At 72.6% G+C, this 16872-nt stretch carries 17 protein-coding genes and 1 riboswitch; of the genes, 9 read left to right on the top strand and 8 right to left on the bottom strand.

Features of this window, described 5'->3' with window-relative positions; all coding sequences use genetic code 11:
- Positions 1 to 57 precede the first annotated feature (57 nt).
- The 4 genes from amrb99_RS36770 (at position 58) to amrb99_RS36755 (ending at position 5635) form a co-directional block, all read left to right on the top strand.
- Positions 58 to 1578 carry a DUF2079 domain-containing protein gene (locus tag amrb99_RS36770; protein WP_347257010.1) on the top strand — a complete coding sequence of 507 codons (1521 nt, stop codon included), beginning with the start codon at positions 58 to 60 and terminating at the stop codon, positions 1576 to 1578.
- A gap of 383 nt (positions 1579 to 1961) precedes the next feature.
- A complete protein-coding gene (locus amrb99_RS36765; RefSeq protein ID WP_347257009.1) occupies positions 1962 to 2600 on the top strand; it encodes a hypothetical protein in 639 nt (212 codons plus the stop codon).
- 220 nt (positions 2601 to 2820) lie between these two features.
- Positions 2821 to 4407 carry a phosphoglycerate dehydrogenase gene (gene serA / locus amrb99_RS36760; RefSeq protein WP_190865084.1) on the top strand — a complete coding sequence of 529 codons (1587 nt, stop codon included), beginning with the start codon at positions 2821 to 2823 and terminating at the stop codon, positions 4405 to 4407.
- Between the two features lie 496 nt (positions 4408 to 4903).
- The gene (locus amrb99_RS36755; protein WP_190865082.1) at positions 4904 to 5635 is read left to right on the top strand and encodes a (2Fe-2S)-binding protein; all 732 of its coding nucleotides are present in this window, start codon (positions 4904 to 4906) and stop codon (positions 5633 to 5635) included.
- A 16-nt stretch (positions 5636 to 5651) separates the two neighbouring features.
- On the opposite strand, the gene amrb99_RS36750 is transcribed toward amrb99_RS36755, so the two are convergent.
- Entirely contained in the window at positions 5652 to 6380 is a 729-nt protein-coding gene (locus amrb99_RS36750; protein ID WP_190865080.1) for a CbtA family protein, read from the bottom strand.
- 9 nt (positions 6381 to 6389) lie between these two features.
- Complete coding sequence (locus tag amrb99_RS36745) at positions 6390 to 6623, bottom strand: CbtB domain-containing protein (RefSeq protein WP_190865078.1); 234 nt, start codon at positions 6621 to 6623, stop codon at positions 6390 to 6392.
- Between the two features lie 31 nt (positions 6624 to 6654).
- Positions 6655 to 6844, bottom strand: a riboswitch (cobalamin riboswitch).
- 164 nt (positions 6845 to 7008) lie between these two features.
- Here amrb99_RS36745 and amrb99_RS36740 point away from each other — a divergent pair.
- Both amrb99_RS36740 and amrb99_RS36735 read left to right on the top strand, forming a co-directional pair.
- On the top strand, positions 7009 to 8064 hold the full coding sequence (locus tag amrb99_RS36740) for a 3-isopropylmalate dehydrogenase (protein WP_190865076.1): 1056 nt from the start codon (positions 7009 to 7011) through the stop codon (positions 8062 to 8064).
- A 176-nt stretch (positions 8065 to 8240) separates the two neighbouring features.
- Positions 8241 to 9344 carry a branched-chain amino acid aminotransferase gene (locus tag amrb99_RS36735; RefSeq protein ID WP_190865074.1) on the top strand — a complete coding sequence of 368 codons (1104 nt, stop codon included), beginning with the start codon at positions 8241 to 8243 and terminating at the stop codon, positions 9342 to 9344.
- A 70-nt stretch (positions 9345 to 9414) separates the two neighbouring features.
- On the opposite strand, the gene amrb99_RS36730 is transcribed toward amrb99_RS36735, so the two are convergent.
- A complete protein-coding gene (locus tag amrb99_RS36730; protein ID WP_190865072.1) occupies positions 9415 to 9978 on the bottom strand; it encodes a hypothetical protein in 564 nt (187 codons plus the stop codon).
- Positions 9979 to 10053: 75 nt separating this feature from the next.
- A complete protein-coding gene (locus amrb99_RS36725; RefSeq protein WP_190865070.1) occupies positions 10054 to 10293 on the bottom strand; it encodes a cold shock domain-containing protein in 240 nt (79 codons plus the stop codon).
- 374 nt (positions 10294 to 10667) lie between these two features.
- Between amrb99_RS36725 and cimA the strand changes: the two genes are divergently transcribed.
- Together cimA and amrb99_RS36715 are read left to right on the top strand one after the other, a co-directional pair.
- Complete coding sequence (cimA, locus tag amrb99_RS36720; protein WP_190865068.1) at positions 10668 to 12245, top strand: citramalate synthase; 1578 nt, start codon at positions 10668 to 10670, stop codon at positions 12243 to 12245.
- A gap of 28 nt (positions 12246 to 12273) precedes the next feature.
- The gene (locus amrb99_RS36715; RefSeq protein ID WP_190865066.1) at positions 12274 to 12555 is read left to right on the top strand and encodes a GNAT family N-acetyltransferase; all 282 of its coding nucleotides are present in this window, start codon (positions 12274 to 12276) and stop codon (positions 12553 to 12555) included.
- A gap of 54 nt (positions 12556 to 12609) precedes the next feature.
- Here amrb99_RS36715 and amrb99_RS36710 read toward each other — a convergent pair whose 3' ends face one another.
- Together amrb99_RS36710 and amrb99_RS36705 are read right to left on the bottom strand one after the other, a co-directional pair.
- Positions 12610 to 12969: an antibiotic biosynthesis monooxygenase gene (locus tag amrb99_RS36710; protein WP_190865063.1), complete on the bottom strand. Its 360-nt coding sequence runs from the start codon at positions 12967 to 12969 to the stop codon at positions 12610 to 12612.
- Between the two features lie 37 nt (positions 12970 to 13006).
- Positions 13007 to 14302 (bottom strand): cyclic nucleotide-binding domain-containing protein, encoded by a 1296-nt coding sequence (locus amrb99_RS36705; protein WP_190865061.1) that lies wholly within the window; start codon positions 14300 to 14302, stop codon positions 13007 to 13009.
- A gap of 328 nt (positions 14303 to 14630) precedes the next feature.
- Between amrb99_RS36705 and amrb99_RS36700 the strand changes: the two genes are divergently transcribed.
- A complete protein-coding gene (locus amrb99_RS36700; RefSeq protein WP_194737505.1) occupies positions 14631 to 14903 on the top strand; it encodes a hypothetical protein in 273 nt (90 codons plus the stop codon).
- Between the two features lie 56 nt (positions 14904 to 14959).
- Here the strand turns inward: amrb99_RS36700 and amrb99_RS36695 are convergent, their stop codons facing one another.
- A complete protein-coding gene (locus amrb99_RS36695) occupies positions 14960 to 15637 on the bottom strand; it encodes a GNAT family N-acetyltransferase (RefSeq protein ID WP_190865059.1) in 678 nt (225 codons plus the stop codon).
- Between the two features lie 128 nt (positions 15638 to 15765).
- A complete protein-coding gene (locus amrb99_RS36690) occupies positions 15766 to 16653 on the bottom strand; it encodes a GntR family transcriptional regulator (RefSeq protein ID WP_190865057.1) in 888 nt (295 codons plus the stop codon).
- Between the last annotated feature and the right edge of the window lie 219 nt (positions 16654 to 16872).

Here is a 16872-nt window from a genome sequence, read left to right as displayed (position 1 = left end):
ACCGGCGGGGTGAGGGGCGTCGGTGGGGGCCGTGGAGGGGCTGGTAGCGTCCGGCGCGTGGCGGAGGTGGAGGCGGTCGCGGCGGAGGGGCCGGTCGGTGCGGGACGCCACGGCACGCGTGCTCGGCGGCACATCTGGGCGATAGCGGCGCTCGTCACGGCGAGCGCCGCGCTCGACTCCGCGTTCGCGCTGCTGCGGCTGCGCGCGTTCCGGGCCAGCACCTACGACCTCGTGATCTTCGACCAGGCGGTCCGGTCCTACAGCCGGTTCGGCGCGCCGGTCGCGATCGTCAAGGGCGTCCACAACGGGTTCGGGCCCGGCTTCTCCGTGCTCGGCGACCACTTCTCGCCGCTCCTCGCGGTGCTGGCGCCGCTGTACTGGATCCACGACGGCCCGGGGACGCTGCTGGTCGCGCAGGGCGTGCTGTTCGCGCTGGCGATCGTGCCGATCTGGCGGTTCACCGAGCGCCGGCTCGGCGCGGGCGCCGGGTACTGCGCGGCGGGCGCGTACGCGCTGTCGTGGCCGGTCGCCGAGGCGCTCGCGTTCGACTTCCACGAGGTCGCGTTCGTCCCGCTGCTGTCGGCGGTGATGATCGAGCGGTACGACGCGGGGCGGCGCGGCCGGGCGGCGCTCGCCGCGTTCCTCCTGCTGCTGGTCAAGGAGGACATGGGCCTGCTCCTCGCGGGGTTCGGTCTGTTCCTGCTGACCCGCCGGGGGGAGCGGCGCGCCGGACTGGCCTACCTGGCCGCGGGCGGCGCCGCGACGGCGGTGTGCTCGAAGATCGCCATCGCGGCCTTCGGCGGCGACAACGATTACTACTGGGCCTACACCTCGCTCGGCCGGGACCTCCCGCACGCCGCCGCGCACGTCCTGACGCACCCGTGGGACGCGGTCGCGCTGATCGGCACCCCGCCCGCCAAGCTCGCCATGATGGGGCTGCTCGTCCTGCCTCTGCTGCTGCTCCCGCCGGCGTCCCCGCTGACGCTGGTCGCCCTGCCGCCGCTGCTGGAGCGGATGCTCGCCGACCGCTTCGCCAACTGGTGGGCGCCGCACTACCACTACAACGCGTTCATCGTCGCGGTGCTCGTCCTGGCCGCTGTGGACGGCGCCGCGCGCCTGCGGGAGAACGCCTGGCTGCGCTCCCGCGCCCGCCGGCTCGGGCGGTTCGGGAGGCGCCTGAGCCCCGGGTGGGTCCCGGCGGCCGGCCTGCTGGCCGCGGCGATCATCACCGTGCCGTTCTTCGCGTTCGGGGATCTCAGCGATCCCGCGCTGTACCGCCGCAATGAGCGAGCCTCGGCCGCCGCTGCGGCGGTCGCGAAGGTCCCGGACGGGGCGCTGGTGGAGGCCGCCAACGGCGTCGGGCCGGGCCTCAGCGGACGGACCCGCGTGCTCCTGTGGGACTGGCAGCCGCGCAACGCCCCGTGGGTCGTCGCGGACGTGCGGCGGCACACGTTCCCGTTCCCGTCGGTGGCCGAGCAGCAGCGGCGGGTCGCCCTGCTGAAGGCGTCCGGCTACCGGGAGGTGTTCGGCCGGGACGGCTACGTCGTGCTGCACCGGGACGGCCCGGACCCCTGGTGAGCGCGCCGTCCGCCGCCGCCGGGAAAGGCGGCGATCGTTTGGACGGATTGTCCAATGACCTTTGCGTGCCGGGGCGGTCAGAATGCCGGTGGAGATGGCTTCCAGGGTAAAAGAACCTATCCTTTTGGCGCACCTTGCCGGATACTTGAAGAAAGTCGCGACGGCCACGGCCGGCGCGGGAGCACCTGCGCGAACGCTCACGTGACCGCCGCCGGAACGGCGCTGGGGCGTGCACATGGACGGCGAGAGGCCGACAGGGACCGGACCGGGACGGCCGGCCGGGCGCGCGGCGCAATTCCTCACCGGCGCGGCAATGCCGCGGCCGGCGAAACGCCCGTTCCGCATTGGCGGTGATCGGGCCGGCAATGGCGCGGAGAGGTGACGTGCAGGCGCGAGAGGACAACGGCGTCCGGCGCTGGGAGACGTGCGGGAGGGCCTGGATCGGCGTCCTCCGGCACGTGTGGGCGGCCGGTGTCGCCGGCATGGAGGACGCGGGGCCGATCATCGAAGGGCCCCCGCTGCTGTTCGAGATCGACTCGCTGAGCTGGGAGGACCCGATCCTGCGCGAGTACGGCGACCGCGCGCGCCTCGCGCACGGCGACCGGGAGCGCGACCGGGACGCGGCGGCCGGCCGGTACGGGCCCCGGCTGCGCGACATCGACGGCGTCGACCAGCTGCACTGGGTCGTCGGCCTGCTGCGGGCCCGGCCGTGGACGACCAGCGCCTGGATCTCGCTGACGCTGCCGGGCGGGGACGCCGCCGCCGTACCGTGCCTGACCGCGCTGTCGTTCCGCATCCGCGGCTACCGGCTGATCATGACCGGGATGTTCCGGTCCCAGGACGTCTTCCGCGGCTACCTGGCCTACGTCCCGCTGCGCGAGGTCCAGCTGCACGTGGCCGGGCGGCTGGGGCTGCCGGCCGGGCCGCTGCGGATCTTCGTGGACGTCCCGCACGTCCGGGTCGCCGACGCCGAGCGGGTCGCCGCCGTGCTGGCCGCGGTGCCCGAGCCGAACGCCGCCTGACGGGCGGCGCCCGTCCGGAGCCGGCCCCGGCCGCGCGACCGGGGGTAAGGGCGGCGCGGGCCCGGCGGACACCCCGGAGTTACCGACGGGTCTTTCCCCGTCGCGAACCCCGCCGCCCGCCGGGGGATAGACTCGCCGCTGGGGGCGAGGGCACGACGAGGTGACTCGCGCACTTCACCTGCACATCAGCCGAACATCCGACTTCCGAAGGACTGTTTCCTTGAGCAAGCCCGTCGTCCTCGTCGCAGAAGAGCTCTCCCCGGCCGGCATCGCCGTGCTGGAATCCGACTTCGAGGTCCGTCACGTCGACGGCAGCGACAAGGCCAAGCTGCTGCCGGCCGTCGCCGACGTCGACGCCCTGATCGTCCGCAGCGCCACCAAGGTCACCGCCGAGGTCTTCCAGCACGCCGGGAGGCTGCGCGTGGTCGCGCGGGCCGGCGTCGGCCTCGACAACGTCGACGTGGAGGCCGCCACCAAGGCCGGCGTCATGGTCGTCAACGCGCCGACCTCCAACATCGTCACCGCCGCCGAGCACGCGATCGCCCTCCTGCTGGCCACCGCCCGGAACGTTCCGCAGGGCCACTCCGCGCTCAAGCAGGGCGAGTGGAAGCGGTCCAAGTACACCGGCGTCGAGCTGCAGGGCAAGACCGTCGGCGTGCTCGGCCTCGGCCGCATCGGCGTGCTGGTCTCCCAGCGCCTCGCCGCCTTCGACATGAACGTGATCGCGTTCGACCCGTACGTGCAGGCGGCCCGCGCGGCCCAGCTCGGCGTGAAGCTCGTCACCCTGGACGAGCTGCTCCAGCAGAGCGACTTCATCACCGTCCACCTGCCGAAGACCCCCGAGACCCTCGGCCTCATCGGCGACCGCGAGCTGCACCAGGTCAAGCCGAGCGTGCGGATCGTCAACGCCGCGCGCGGCGGGATCGTCGACGAGGAGGCGCTCGACCTCGCGCTGAAGGACGGCCGGGTCGCCGGCGCCGGCATCGACGTGTTCAGCAGCGAGCCCTGCACCGACAGCCCGCTGTTCGTGCACGACAACGTGGTCGTCACCCCGCACCTCGGCGCCAGCACGCACGAGGCGCAGGAGAAGGCGGGCACGCAGGTCGCCCGCTCGGTGAAGCTGGCGCTGTCCGGCGAGTTCGTGCCGGACGCGGTGAACGTCCAGGGCGGCGCGGTCGCCGAGGACGTCAAGCCCGGCCTGCCGCTGGCCGAGAAGCTCGGCCGGATCTTCACCGCCCTCGCCGGCGGCGTGCCCGTCCGGCTGGACGTGGTGGTGCGCGGCGAGATCGCCGAGCACGACGTCAAGGTGCTGGAGCTGGCCGCGCTCAAGGGCGTGTTCTCGGACGTCGTCGAGGAGTCGGTGACCTTCGTCAACGCGCCGCTGCTGGCCCGCGACCGGGGCGTCGAGGTCACCCTCACCACCAGCGAGGACAGCCCCGACTGGCGGAACGTGGTGCAGGTGCGCGGCACGATGGGCGACGGCGGCGTGGTGTCGGTGTCCGGCACGCTGACCGGCCCGAAGCACGCCGAGCGGATCATCGAGATCAACGGCTACAACATGGAGCTGGTGCCGACCGCGCACATGGCGTTCTTCTCCTACGTCGACCGCCCGGGCATCGTCGGCGCCGTCGGCAAGCTGCTCGGCGACGCCGAGGTCAACATCGCCGGCATGCAGGTCGGCCGGGACGCCAAGGGCGGCAAGGCGCTGATCGCGCTGACCGTCGACTCCGGCATCCCGTCGCAGCTCGTGGACGCGATCTCCGCCGAGGTGGGCGCCGACATGGGCCGCCGCGTCGACCTGGACTGACCCGGGAGAGCGAGAGGTGACCGCCGCGGGCGGGCGTCCGGCACGGGCCGGGTGCCCGCCCGTCGTGGTCGTGAGCACCGTCACGTCTCATATGTTGAGATTTTACGCCACGGGTCGGGACAGTCGCCTGGACGGCGGGTACCGTCGAAGGCAGTCATGCGGCGTTTCGTGGTAATCCTTCGCTGCCGCAGCGGGGCCTGACATCGGCGGGCCGGCGCCGCTGCGGAGGTTCGACCCGGCCATGAGCCCGATTCCGCGCCCGGACCCGTGCGAACCACGCGTCCCGGGCGGCCCGGCATCCAGAGTCTCGGCGATTCGGAGCGAATCATGAACGACACCACCCGTACCGGCACGCCCGCGGACGACGCCGCGGAGGAGGCCGCCCGCGCCCTGCAGACGGCCCTGGACCGCCGCGACAACGGCGGCCACCCCTCGCGGTAGCGCGGCCCCGGGCCTCCCGGCAGACGCGCCGGCGCGGCATGGCAGGGTGAACGCCATGCCGTCGCCGATGCCCGCCGGGGCCGGGGAGGTCGCGGAGGCGCTGCGCGCCGCCGGGCGCCTCGGGCCCTACTTCGAGATCACCACGGACCCGGCCGAGGAGGCCGACCCGACCTGGCGTCCGCTGCCCGAGCGCGACCCCGCGCGGCTCGCCGGCCTCACCGGCCTGTACGCCGAGCGGCTCGGCACCCGCGAGCGGCGCGTCGCCGCGTCCATCCTGTTCCAGGGCCTCGCGTCGCGCCTGTGGTCGCCGGTCGTCGCGGCGGCGGCCCGGGGCGTCGTCCCCGACCTGTCCGGCCTGCACTGGCGGTGGGCGCCCGGCGCCCCCATCGCGCTCTGGCTGGCCGAACCGCGCGGGCACCGGGCCGACGGCCCCGCCGAAGCGGCGGGCCTGGTCCACGACGCGGTCGTCACCGGCCAGCTGGAGCCGCTGCGCGCGACGATGCTCACCTTCACCCGCCTCGCGGACGGCCTGCTGTGGGGGAACGCGGCGTCGGCCCTCGCCGGCGGCCTGAACGTCGGCCCGCCCGACGGCGCCCGCGCCGCGCTCGTCCGCGAACTCCTGGCCCGGCCCCCGCTGGCGGGCGCCGGGGCGTTCGGCCGGCGCGGCTTCGTCCGGCGCAACTGCTGTCTGTACTACCGCGTCCCGCCCGGCGGCGAGATGTGCGGCGACTGCGGCCTGCGCCGCCCGCCGCGCCGCGACGGGCCGCCGCCACGGGTGCGCCCGTGACGGCGGCCGGCGGCGGTCAGGCCGGGACGGCGGCCCGGTGGCGGGCCACCGAACGCTCGGTCAGGTAACCGAACAGCAGCCCGATCGTGCTCCACAGGACGAGCTGGACGCCCAGGGACGCGAGCCGGAAGTCCCACAGGACCGTGGCCGGGAAGTGCTCCGGAACCGCCTCGGGCTCCGGCGTGAGCCGGTACACGACCGCCAGCAGGACGGCGTAGCCGGCCGCCGTCGCCGTGATCGCGTTCCAGGCGCCGAGCCGGGGGACGAGGCGGCGGCACACGATCACCGCCGCGGTCGTCGCCAGGATCCCCAGCGCCATCATGCAGAAGTACAGCGCCGTCCGGCCGCCGATCGTGGTCGGGTTGCCGACCGCCGGGGGCGTCGCCGGGTACTTCAGGAACGGCACCAGCTCGATCGCCACGAACCCGGCGAGGGCGACCAGGGCGGCGGTGGCGCGCGCGCCGAGCCGTCCCAGCCGTCCGGACGCGAAGGCGAACGCGATCGAGAAGAGCCCGCCGAGCGCCGTCCCGTACACCGCCATGGCGGTGATCAGGCCGGCGGTCTTCTGCACGGTGCGGCCGACGACCTCCGGCTCGTGCCCGGCGTGCTCGGCGTGCGCCCTCGCCTCCTCGAACGCGATGGCGTGCCCGACCTGCGGCTCCCCGTACAGCCACGCGACGACCAGGGCGAGGGCGGCAGCGGCCAGGCCCGCGAGCATCCCGCGGACCAGCAGTGCTCTCATCATCGGCGCGGCCTAGTGGCAGGGGAAGCCGAGCAGGTGCCGGCCGTCGTGGGTGAACTCGTGCACCCAGGTGCCGCCGAAGACCGACGTCGCGCCCTGCTCGGCGCCGACGAAGTAGATCAGGATCGCGGCCAGCACGACGGCGAGCACCGCCCATGGCACGATGTCGCGGATCGGCAGGCGCAGCGGCGCCGCGAACGGCTCGGCCTGCGGGGACGTGGCGGACGGTACGGCGGACTCGGCCATGTCGGGTCTCCTCACGGGGTGCACTCGCCCCGGTTGCGGGAGGACGACGGGTCAGTGTCCTGACTCCCAGATCGCCGTCTCCCTCCGACCTTCCCGCCGGTGCGGCCGGCCGTGGTCGTGCTGGGGGAGACTCCCTGGTCACAGTGGCGGGACCGTCCTGGATTCGCACCAGGTTCCTGCGCACCGTCGCCTCGATGTGAACTTGTCGAGGAGAGCGTCTCCTCTCCCCACCGGCGCGTCAAGCCCGCGAAGGGTGACAAAGGTGACGTTCGCGCCGCCGTCCGCGGCGATCGTCCGCGGCCGCCGGGACCGCCCCGCCGAGACACCGATACCGGGATATGAGACGCAAGCCCAAGCAGTGAGACGTTTGCAGTACAGTACGCCCATGGCTTCCCGCAGCATTCGTCTGGCCGTCATTCCCGGTGACGGGATCGGCCCCGAGGTGGTCGCCGAGGGACTGAAGGTCCTCGAGGCCGTCGCCCCGTCCAGCGGCCTCGCGTTCGAGCAGACCTCCTACGACCTGGGCGCCGCCCGCTGGCACCGGACCGGGGAGACGCTGCCCGACTCGGTGCTGGAGGAGCTGCGCGGCCAGGACGTCATCCTGCTCGGCGCCGTCGGCGACCCGAGCGTCCCGAGCGGGACACTGGAGCGCGGGCTGCTGCTGCGGACCCGGTTCGAGCTCGACCACTACGTCAACCTCCGCCCGGTGAAGCTGTTCCCGGGCGTGAAGACCCCCCTCGCCGACGTCACGCCCGACGACATCGACATGGTCGTCGTCCGCGAGGGCACCGAGGGCCCCTACACGGGCGTCGGCGGCGTCCTGCGCAAGGGCACCGAGCACGAGGTCGCCACGCAGGAGAGCGTGAACACCGCCTTCGGCGTCGAGCGGGTCGTCCGCTACGCGTTCGAGGTCGCGGCGTCGCGCCCGCGCAAGAAGCTGACGCTCGTCCACAAGGACAACGTCCTGACCTTCGCCGGTGATCTCTACCAGCGCGTCATGAAGCGGGTCGGTGCGGAGTACCCGCAGGTCGCGACCGACTACTGCCATGTCGACGCGGCCACCATGTTCTTCGTCGGCCAGCCGCAGCGGTTCGACGTCGTCGTCACCGACAACCTGTTCGGCGACATCATCACCGACATCGGCGCCGCGATCGCCGGCGGCATCGGGCTCGCCGCGTCCGGGAACGTCAACCCCGACCGGACGGCGCCGTCGATGTTCGAGCCGGTGCACGGCAGCGCGCCCGACATCGCGGGGCAGGGCAAGGCCGACCCGACCGCCACGATCCTGTCGGTCGCGATGCTGCTCGACCACATCGGCGCGGGCGAGGCCGCTCGCCGCGTCGAGCAGGCCGTCTCCGACGACCTGGCCGAGCGCGGCGCGCTCGGGACGCGGTCGACCGCCCAGATCGGCGACGCGATCGCCAAGCGAGTATCGGGCTGAGGGCGCGCCTCTCTGGCCACGAGCAGGGACACTCCGGGCGCGCCTCGCGGCGCGCCCGGTTTTCCGTATGCGCCGCGTGCGAGGAGTGGGGTCGAGGAACAAAGTACGACAATAGGGACTAAGGACGCCGCAGCGGCAATGGAGCCGCGCCGGCGATCGGGAGAGGACGAACGGCGATGAGCGACACCCTGGACTTCGAGATCACGCTGACCGAGCGGCCCGCGACGGCCGCCGAGCGCGAGCGCGTCCTGGCCGATCCGGGCTTCGGCCGGTACTTCACCGACCACATGATCACCATCCGGTACTCGGCGGACCGGGGGTGGTACGACGCGAAGCTCGAACCGTACGGGCCGATCCCGATGGACCCGGCCAGCCAGGTGTTCCACTACGCCCAGGAGCTGTTCGAGGGCCTCAAGGCCTACAAGCAGCCGGACGGCTCGATCGTCACCTTCCGGCCGTACATGAACGCGGCCCGGATGAACCGATCCGCCAAGCGGATGGCCATGCCGCAGATCCCCGAGCAGCTGTTCGTCGACGCCGTCGAGCTGCTGGTCGCCACCGACAAGGCGTGGGTGCCCGACACCGAGGGGCACAGCCTCTACCTGCGGCCGTTCATGTTCGCCACGACCCGCGCCCTCGGCGTGAACAGCCCGGCGCACGAGTTCCTCTTCATGATCATCGCCTCCCCGTCCGGGCTGTACTACCCGCGCGGGATCAAGCCCGTCTCGGTGTGGCTGTCGCAGGACTACACCCGCGCGGCGCCCGGCGGCACCGGCGAGGCCAAGTTCGGCGGCAACTACGCGGCGTCGTTCGCGGGCCAGGCCGAGGCCGTCGCGCAGGGCTGCGACCAGGTCGTCTGGCTCGACGCGGTGGAGCACCGCTGGGTCGAGGAGGTCGGCTCGATGAACCTGATGTTCGTCTACGGCTCCGGTTCCGACGCCCGGCTGCTCACCCCGGCGCTCACCGGCACGCTCCTCGCGGGCGTCACCCGCGACTCGATGCTCAAGCTCGCCCCGGACCTCGGCATCCCCGCCGAGGAGGGCAAGATCAGCATCGACGAGTGGCAGGCCGGCTGCGCGTCCGGCGAGATCACCGAGGTGTTCGGCTGCGGCACCGCCGCGATCATCAGTCCGGTCGGCCGGGTCAGGGGCCGCGACCGCGAGTGGACGATCGGCGACGGCGAGCCCGGCGAGATCTCCATGAAGCTGCGGCAGGAGCTGGTCGGCATCCAGTACGGCACCCGCCCCGACCCCTACGGCTGGGTCCACAAGATCGCCTGATCCGTGGTGGCGCCCGATGGCGCGCCCGTCCCCGGGTGCGCGCCATCGGGCGCGGTCATGGCCGGCCGCGTCAGCGGCCGTAGCGGACCGTGGTGGTGAGCGCCGAGCCCGCGGTCTTCGGGCTCACCCCCCGCGCGTCCGGGTTGATCGCGTAGTGGAAGGCGAACCCGACGAAGGCCCGTCCGGGCCTGCCGCCGACCTGCACCGGGAAGGTGCAGGTGCCCGAGAGGACGTAGACCTTGCGGACGCGGTGCGGCCGGACCGTGGAGTGCCAGACGTACCCGACCGGGACGACGTGCCGGTCGTGGTAGCGGCCGTTCAGCCCGGTCGCCGTGCAGACCGCGTTGCCCCGCGCGATCGCCTTCAGCCTGCCGTTGGTGATCTGGAACGACCACGCCATCGGGTACTGCCGCGAGTACCGCCCGGTGAGCTTCACCTGCGCGTGGAACGCGCCGATCCGGTCCCGGTGCGCGAAGCTCTGATGCCGTTTGGTGAACACGAAGTATTGGGCCGCCGCGTCCGGGGCACGGTGCCTCGGACGGTTCTCCGCGGACGCGGCCGAGGCGACGCCGAGCGCCATTGCCAGAGCCGTTCCGGAGATCACGGCCGTCCGGCCGAATGTGTGCATGCGCATGACAGGCATTCCCTTCGGAAATGGTCGCCGCCCGCCGGGTCCGGCGGGCGGCCGTGCCGGGTCCGCCGGGGCTCCTCAGCTCCGGCCCGCCCGCCGCACGTCCAGCGCGCGGTAGGCGTAGCCGTCCTGTTCGGCTTCCTCCCAGGTGAACAGCACGCTCTCACCGGGATCCAGGGAGGCGAAGCCGCCGGGTGCGGTGCGGACGGCGGAGAAGTGCGCCCAGACCTCGCCCGGGACGTCCGGCGAGACGAGCACGCCCCAGCCGTTCTCGTCGTCCCAGGACGCGACCGTTCCGCGAACCGGATCCCCGCTCATCGCAAATCCCTCCTCCGGCGGACAGCGCGATCCTCGGTCATTCACCCGGCCATGCGCAAGCGTGTTTACGCGATGAAAACCTTACTTAACCATGGCAGATCATTTCCCGCACTTCTATAAAGCGTTATCGGCTGAAATGACGGAGGAGTTCGCGATGTGCGCCGCTTGTCTCGTCGTCTCAGCATCCGAGACAGGTGTCCCATGCACGGCGGGCGGTGTGGCAGACTGGGCCGCATCATGCGCCTCAGCCTCGTCATTATCGGCTGGCGCGCCGGCAACTAACGGGACACCGCCGGCGCGCAGACCTCTCACGTCCGTGAGGGGTCTTTTTTGTGCCCTGGCGCTGATCACCCATTCCTGGGGGGACCCACACCATGCACGGCGACGACTTCCACGTCTACGACACCACGCTCCGCGACGGCTCGCAGCAGGAGGGGCTGAACCTCTCCGTCGGCGACAAGCTCGTCGTCGCACGCCACCTGGACGACCTGGGCGTCGGCTTCATCGAGGGCGGCTGGCCCGGAGCCAATCCCAAGGACACCGAGTTCTTCAGGCGGGCTCGAACAGAGCTCGACCTGAGGCACGCGCGGCTCACCGCGTTCGGCGCGACCCGCCGGGCCGGGGTGAAGGCGGCCGACGACCCCCAGGTCGCCGCCCTGCGCGAATCCGGCGCGTCCGTCGTGACCCTGGTCGCCAAGAGTCACGACAGGCACGTCGAGCTGGCCCTCCGCACGACCCTGGAGGAGAACCTCGCGATGATCCGCGACACGGTCTCCCACCTGCGTGCGGAGGGCCAACGAGTCTTCCTGGACGCCGAGCACTTCTTCGACGGCTACAAGGCCAACCGCGCCTACGCGCTGGAGGCCGTGCGCACCGCCGCCGAGGCGGGCGCGGACGTCGTCGCGCTCTGCGACACCAACGGCGGCATGCTGCCCGACGAACTGGCCGACGTCGTCCACGAGGTCGTCGGCCTCGGCGTCCGCGTCGGCATCCACTGCCACGACGACTCCGGCTGCGCGGTCGCGAACTCGCTCGCCGCCGTGAAGGCCGGCGCGACCCACGTCCAGGGCTGCGCGAACGGCTACGGCGAGCGCAGCGGCAACGCCAACCTGTTCACCGTCATCGGGAACCTCCAGCTCAAGCGGGGCATGGACCTGGTATCGGACGCCCAGCTGGCGGAGATGACCCGGATCGCGCACGCGGTCTCCGAGGTCACCAACGTCGCGCCCAGCTCCCAGCAGCCCTACGTGGGCCTGTCGGCGTTCGCGCACAAGGCCGGGCTGCACGCCTCCGCCGTCAAGGTCGACCCGGACCTCTACCAGCACATCGACCCGGCGGCCGTCGGCAACGACATGCGGATGCTGGTCTCCAGCATGGCGGGCCGGGCTTCCGTGGAGCTGAAGGGCCGCGAGCTCGGCTACGACCTGTCCGGCGACAAGGCCAAGGCCGTCGTGGACAAGGTCAAGGAGCTGGAGTCCACCGGCTACACCTTCGAGGCCGCGGACGCCTCGTTCGAGCTGCTGCTGCGCGAGGAGCTGACCGGCGTCCGGCAGCGGCACTTCGAGGTCGAGTCGTGGCGGTCCATCGTGGAGCGCCGCCCGGACGGCTCCATGGTCAGCGAGGCGACCGTCAAGCTGCACGCCAAGGGCGAGCGGATCATCGCGACGGGCGAGGGCAACGGGCCCGTCAACGCCCTGGACAACGCGCTGCGCATCGCGCTCGGCCGGCTCTACCCGGAGCTGGCGCGGCTGGAGCTCGTCGACTACAAGGTCCGCATCCTGGAGGGCGCGCACGGCACCGACGCCCGCACCCGGGTGCTGATCGAGTCCGCCGACGGGGAGCGCGAGTGGGGGACGGTCGGCGTCGAGGACAACGTCATCGCCGCGTCCTGGCAGGCCCTGGAGGAGGCCGTCACCTACTGCCTGCTGCACGCGGGGTACGAGGCGGGCTAACCCGCGCGGCGTGGGGCATGATCGGGGGATGAGCACCGAGATCACCGACAATGCCGGAGAAGGCCGCTACGAGATCCGGGTGGACGGCGGCCTCGCCGGGTTCGCCGAGTACGAGCGGCGCGACGGCGCGGTCGTGTTCACCCATACCGAGGTCGACCCCGCCTACGAGGGCAAGGGCATCGGCAGCGCCCTCGCCCGCGGCGCGCTGGACGACGTCCGCGCCAAGGGCGAGTCGGTCGTGCCGGTCTGCCCGTTCATCAAGAAGTGGATCGAGAAGCACCCCGACTACCAGGACCTGGTGAAGGGGTGACCGCGGCGGCGGGCGCGGGTCCCACGGGGCTCGCGCCCGCCGCGTCGCGGCCGGTCAGCCCTGCTTGGGGCCGGCGCTCTCGACGACCTCGAAGCCCCACAGCTCCGAGCCGGACGCGGCGGGCCCGCCGTGCCCGTGCCCATGGCCGTGCCCGTGGCCGGCCGGGCGGTCGGCGGCGGCCTGCGCGTGCCCGTGCTGGAACGCCTGGCTCTGCGTCCAGCGCTGGAAGTCCTCCTCGCTGCGCCACCGGGTGTAGACGAGGTACCGGTCCTGGCCCTCCACCGGCCGCAGCAGCTCGAAGCCCTCGAAGCCCTCCGCGGACTCCACCAGCCCCGCCCGCCCGGCGAAGCGCTTCTCGATCTCCTCGCGCATCTCCGGGTTCACGGTGAGGACGTTGATCTTCACGACGGACACGCTCGACCCCCTTCACGTCTTGTCGTGCCCACCGTACTCACATCGCCTGCGGCCAGGACGCGCCCCCCTCCAGCGTCAGCCAGGCGGACAGCGACGCCTCCTTCACCCGCACGCGCACCCGCGCGTAGCGGGCCGGGTCCACGAAGCCGGGCGCGGGCGCGAGCACGGTGTCGAAGACGAACTCCGACGCGACGAACGCCAGGTCGGCACCGGTGTCGGCGACCCGCCGCTTCACCGCCGGCGCGTCCACCAGCCGCCGGGTCGTGATGATCGAGATGCCGGACACCCCGCGCGGGCCCTTCTGGACGGGCCCGACGTGCGCCGCCGCGCGGAGCTGGAGCCGCGCGGGCTCGGCGGCGCGCCGGTTGTACCGGCGCAGCTCCACGGCGAGCCGCGCCAGCATCGGGTCGAGGACCTGCTCGGTCGGCGTGCCCGGTGGGACGACGATGAGCGCGCCGTCGCCGCGGTCCTCGGTGTAGAGGTCGCCGAAGTCGATGCCGGATGCCGCGAACGCCTCCTCCAGCGACGCGTACATGGCGTCCAGGACGTGCCGCCGGTCGGCGTCGGTGCGGCGCGGCGAGCTGAACCCCTGGATGTCGGTGATCAGGATCGTGCAGTTGCCGCTCGGCCCGGCCGGCAGCGCGGGCCGCCGGTCCGGCTCGTCGCGCCGGCGCTCGGTCTGCCGCCGGTACACCTGGTCCTCCAGGACGGCCCGGACGCGCGGGTTGCCGTCCAGGAAGTCGGCGAACGCGCGGGCGTCCACCCGCAGCGCCCGCACGTCGCCCTCTGCGGTGACGGTGGCGGACCTGTCCCGGACCATCAGCGCCGCGCGCTCGCCGACCAGCTCCCCGGCGCCGCGGAACGCGAGGGTCCGCCGTTCGCCGCCCTCCCGGACCCACACGCGCGCCCAGCCGGCGAGGATGACGATCACCTCCTGCGCGAGGCCGCCCTCCCGGCAGAGCACGTCGCCCGCGCGGTAGCCGTGGTCCTGTCCCCGTTCCAGCAGCTCGCGCCGCTCGGCGGCGGTGAGCGCGCCCCAGAACGCCGCGGCCGGCGCCGCCGGAAGCGGCTCGGGCGCGGCGTCCGGGGGAGCGGGGCCGGTGTCGGCGGGCACGACCGCGCGCGGCGGCGCGGCGCCGGGCGCCCCCTGCGACGCGCCCGCCCTCAGGTACTGGACGAGCGCGCTGGTCATGGCCGCGATGCAGCAGCACACGAAGCCCAGCATCCAGCCCACGGCGGCGCCGGCCGAGCCGTCCAGTCCGTACCCGGCCAGCGCGCCCCCGCCGGCCGCGGCGACGAGCCATCCCGATTGCCATCGTCCCGGTGTTCCCACGGCGCTCTCCATCCCCGTCCGGCCGCGGCGCGTCGCGCGCCCCGCGGGCCGGGCGTCCGGTGCGGAGCCCCACTCCCTCACCAAGCACGGTACAGCGACGTACATACAATCGCCATACGATTGATGAGTGATCCATGGTGATACGTCGGTTGCCTGATGGCGAGAGTCATGCGAACCTGAGATCGGCAGGGTTTCCCCGGACGATGACCGGGAAAACATGCACCTACACCCTGTATCCGGGGCAGGGAAACGACGGCGGAACGCCGCACCGGCACCCGTGCCCCGCACGCCGTCCGGCACGGCCGGCCCGGATAGGAGAGAACCGCTCATGCCGAACCCCCGAGCAGCCTCCGACACGCCGGGCGACGCGGCGCCCCGAGCCGAGGGCGTCCCGCAGAACGAGCGGGTGACGCTGAACCTCACCGGCAAGGCCGTCCAGGCGCTCCAGCGCCTCCAGGACATGACCGGCTACAACAAGACCGACTGCATCAACCGGGCGCTGATCATCGCCGCCGAGGTCGAGCGCATGTCCCGCGAGCCCGGCGCCGTCTACTGGCGCGAGACCCCTGCCAGCGACCTCATGCTCGTCCGCTTCGTCTGACCCCGCCCGACCGGCCGCCCGCGCGTCGGAACGCGCCTGGTATCAGCCCGGCTTGTTCAACGGTGATGGTGAGGCGGGGCTGCGGGCGGGTCAGGCCACCGGGACGGTCCGATGGGCTTCGGCGAGGTCCATACCTCGATGATGCGGTGCACCGGCCGGCCGGGGGCATCGATCGGCCTCTCGAAGAGGGCTCCGGACGGTGTCGCGTCCTCGGTCTCGCGAGTCGCGACGTAGCTGAAGCCTTGGCGGCGGTAGTAGGCGTGCAGTTCGGTGTTGTCCGTCCAGACGTCGATCCTGAGCACAGTGGCGCCCTGCTGCAGTTCCTTGCCCTTGCCCGCCGCCCAGGTGATCAGCTCCGCGCCGAGACCGGTCCCCGCGTAGTCGCGGTCGATCACCAGCTGGTGCAGGTAGACCGCCTCGACACCGCGTTCCTCCTCGGTCCACAGCTCCGGATGGCCGAACGGCTGGAGGGTGACGGTGGCGATCGGGCGCAGGCCGTCGAACATCAGCCAGGTCAGGCCGTTCACGACGCGTTCGTAGACCCGCTTGTAGCGGCTTTCCGGATCGGGCCAGGGCCGGTTCCACTGGGTCGTGGACTTCTCGGTCCGCAGCCAGGCGGCCCTTCCGTCGATGAGGCCGAGGACGACCGGGACCTCCTCCGGGCGGGCCCGGCGGATGTGGTAGTCGGGTTGGGGGACCTGGCTGCGTCGGCAGGTCCTGCTGTCTGTGTCCACGGGCTCCTGACTCCGAGAGAAAGACCGAGCCCCCGCCTCCGGGCCCGACGCCGGGAGCCGTGGCTTCCGCGGGGACCGGAACAGGGGCGGTGGATGTGTGCGAACGCCGCGGCCGGGCGGCCGGGGGGTCACCCGCCGCGGGACCCGCCGTCCGGCGCCTTCTCCGGGGAAGGGCCGTCCGCGGGCGGCTGACCTGGGGCGCGCATGACCTGTTCGGGGACCTTCCCGTCGTTGTAGTGCAGCCTCGTCCGGTCGGCCGGCCAGACCGTCACGGTGAGGCGGAACGCGTCGCCCTCGGCGGAGTAGGCGGTGCGGATGGTCTCGAAGACGACGTCGGCCGCCGAGTCGCCCAGGCTGAAGAAGCGCTTCTCGTTGCCGTCGGGGACCCGGGCGCGGATCTCGTCGTGGAAGCCGACCTCCTTGTAGCCGAGGGTCTCGCCGAGGTAGCCGACCGCGCCCTGCGGGATGTCGGTCGGTTCGAGCAGCCGGGGCGCCCCGCCGGTGGCGAACCGCAGCGGGTAGAACGAGGTCTGCAGCGCCCATGGCCGCTCGTCGACGAAGATCTCCTGGTGCCGGGAGACGAACGTCTCGCCGTGCTCGGCCTGGAGGTACCAGGCGATCAGCTGGGTGCCCTGCTGGATCTCCACCTTCACCGGTGAGACCGTCACGTCCTGGCCGGCGGGGATGAACGCGTCGCGGTTGTACCACTCGCCCTCGCCGCTGCCGGGCGCGAGGCCCAGCGGCATCGCGGACAGGGTGACGTGGACGGTGCTCGGCCGGTAGACGACGAAGGTGCCCTTGCCCTGCTCGGAGACGACCCTTCCCTGGTTCGCCAGCCAGGCCAGCGCGTCGCGGATGGTGTTGCGCGACGCGCCGTAGTGCTGCTCCAGGTCCTTCTCCGCCGGGAGCCGGCGCCGGGCGGCGGTGCCGGAGGGCTCGGCCAGGTCTCCGGTCTCGATCCGCCGGAGCAGGTCGTCGGCGATGTCCCGCCAGCGCAGCGGTGTCGCGCGAGCCATGGTGGCGATCCCCTTCCCGGCCGGCGCCCGGGCCGCGCACCTCGTCGTGCGCGCCGCGCGGGAGCGGCCCCGAATCGGACGTCAAGAGCTGAACAAGTAGTTCCCACTCAACATGTTTGCAATCTCCTAAGAGGGTAACACTCATACTGAGCAACTTGTTGGTACAAGTGAACTTCCAAGGAAAGTTCGACAACAGTAGCAGCGTGATGGGTGACATGT

Source organism: Actinomadura sp. RB99, from assembly GCF_014706005.1.
Classification (GTDB): Bacteria; Actinomycetota; Actinomycetes; order Streptosporangiales; family Streptosporangiaceae; genus Spirillospora.
The sequence above is the reverse complement of the archived record's forward strand: the minus strand, read 5'-3'. Positions and strand labels throughout refer to the sequence as shown.

Coding starts and splice junctions, on each gene's coding strand:
- amrb99_RS36690 (WP_190865057.1), bottom strand. CDS start 16,653: ATGGCTCGCGCGACACCGCTGCGCTGGCGGGACATCGCCGACGACCTG.
- amrb99_RS36740 (WP_190865076.1), top strand. CDS start 7,009: ATGGCTTCCCGCAGCATTCGTCTGGCCGTCATTCCCGGTGACGGGATC.
- amrb99_RS36750 (WP_190865080.1), bottom strand. CDS start 6,380: ATGATGAGAGCACTGCTGGTCCGCGGGATGCTCGCGGGCCTGGCCGCT.
- amrb99_RS36725 (WP_190865070.1), bottom strand. CDS start 10,293: ATGAGCGGGGATCCGGTTCGCGGAACGGTCGCGTCCTGGGACGACGAG.
- amrb99_RS36700 (WP_194737505.1), top strand. CDS start 14,631: ATGCCGAACCCCCGAGCAGCCTCCGACACGCCGGGCGACGCGGCGCCC.
- cimA (WP_190865068.1), top strand. CDS start 10,668: ATGCACGGCGACGACTTCCACGTCTACGACACCACGCTCCGCGACGGC.
- amrb99_RS36755 (WP_190865082.1), top strand. CDS start 4,904: ATGCCGTCGCCGATGCCCGCCGGGGCCGGGGAGGTCGCGGAGGCGCTG.
- amrb99_RS36745 (WP_190865078.1), bottom strand. CDS start 6,623: ATGGCCGAGTCCGCCGTACCGTCCGCCACGTCCCCGCAGGCCGAGCCG.
- amrb99_RS36730 (WP_190865072.1), bottom strand. CDS start 9,978: ATGCGCATGCACACATTCGGCCGGACGGCCGTGATCTCCGGAACGGCT.
- amrb99_RS36715 (WP_190865066.1), top strand. CDS start 12,274: ATGAGCACCGAGATCACCGACAATGCCGGAGAAGGCCGCTACGAGATC.
- amrb99_RS36735 (WP_190865074.1), top strand. CDS start 8,241: ATGAGCGACACCCTGGACTTCGAGATCACGCTGACCGAGCGGCCCGCG.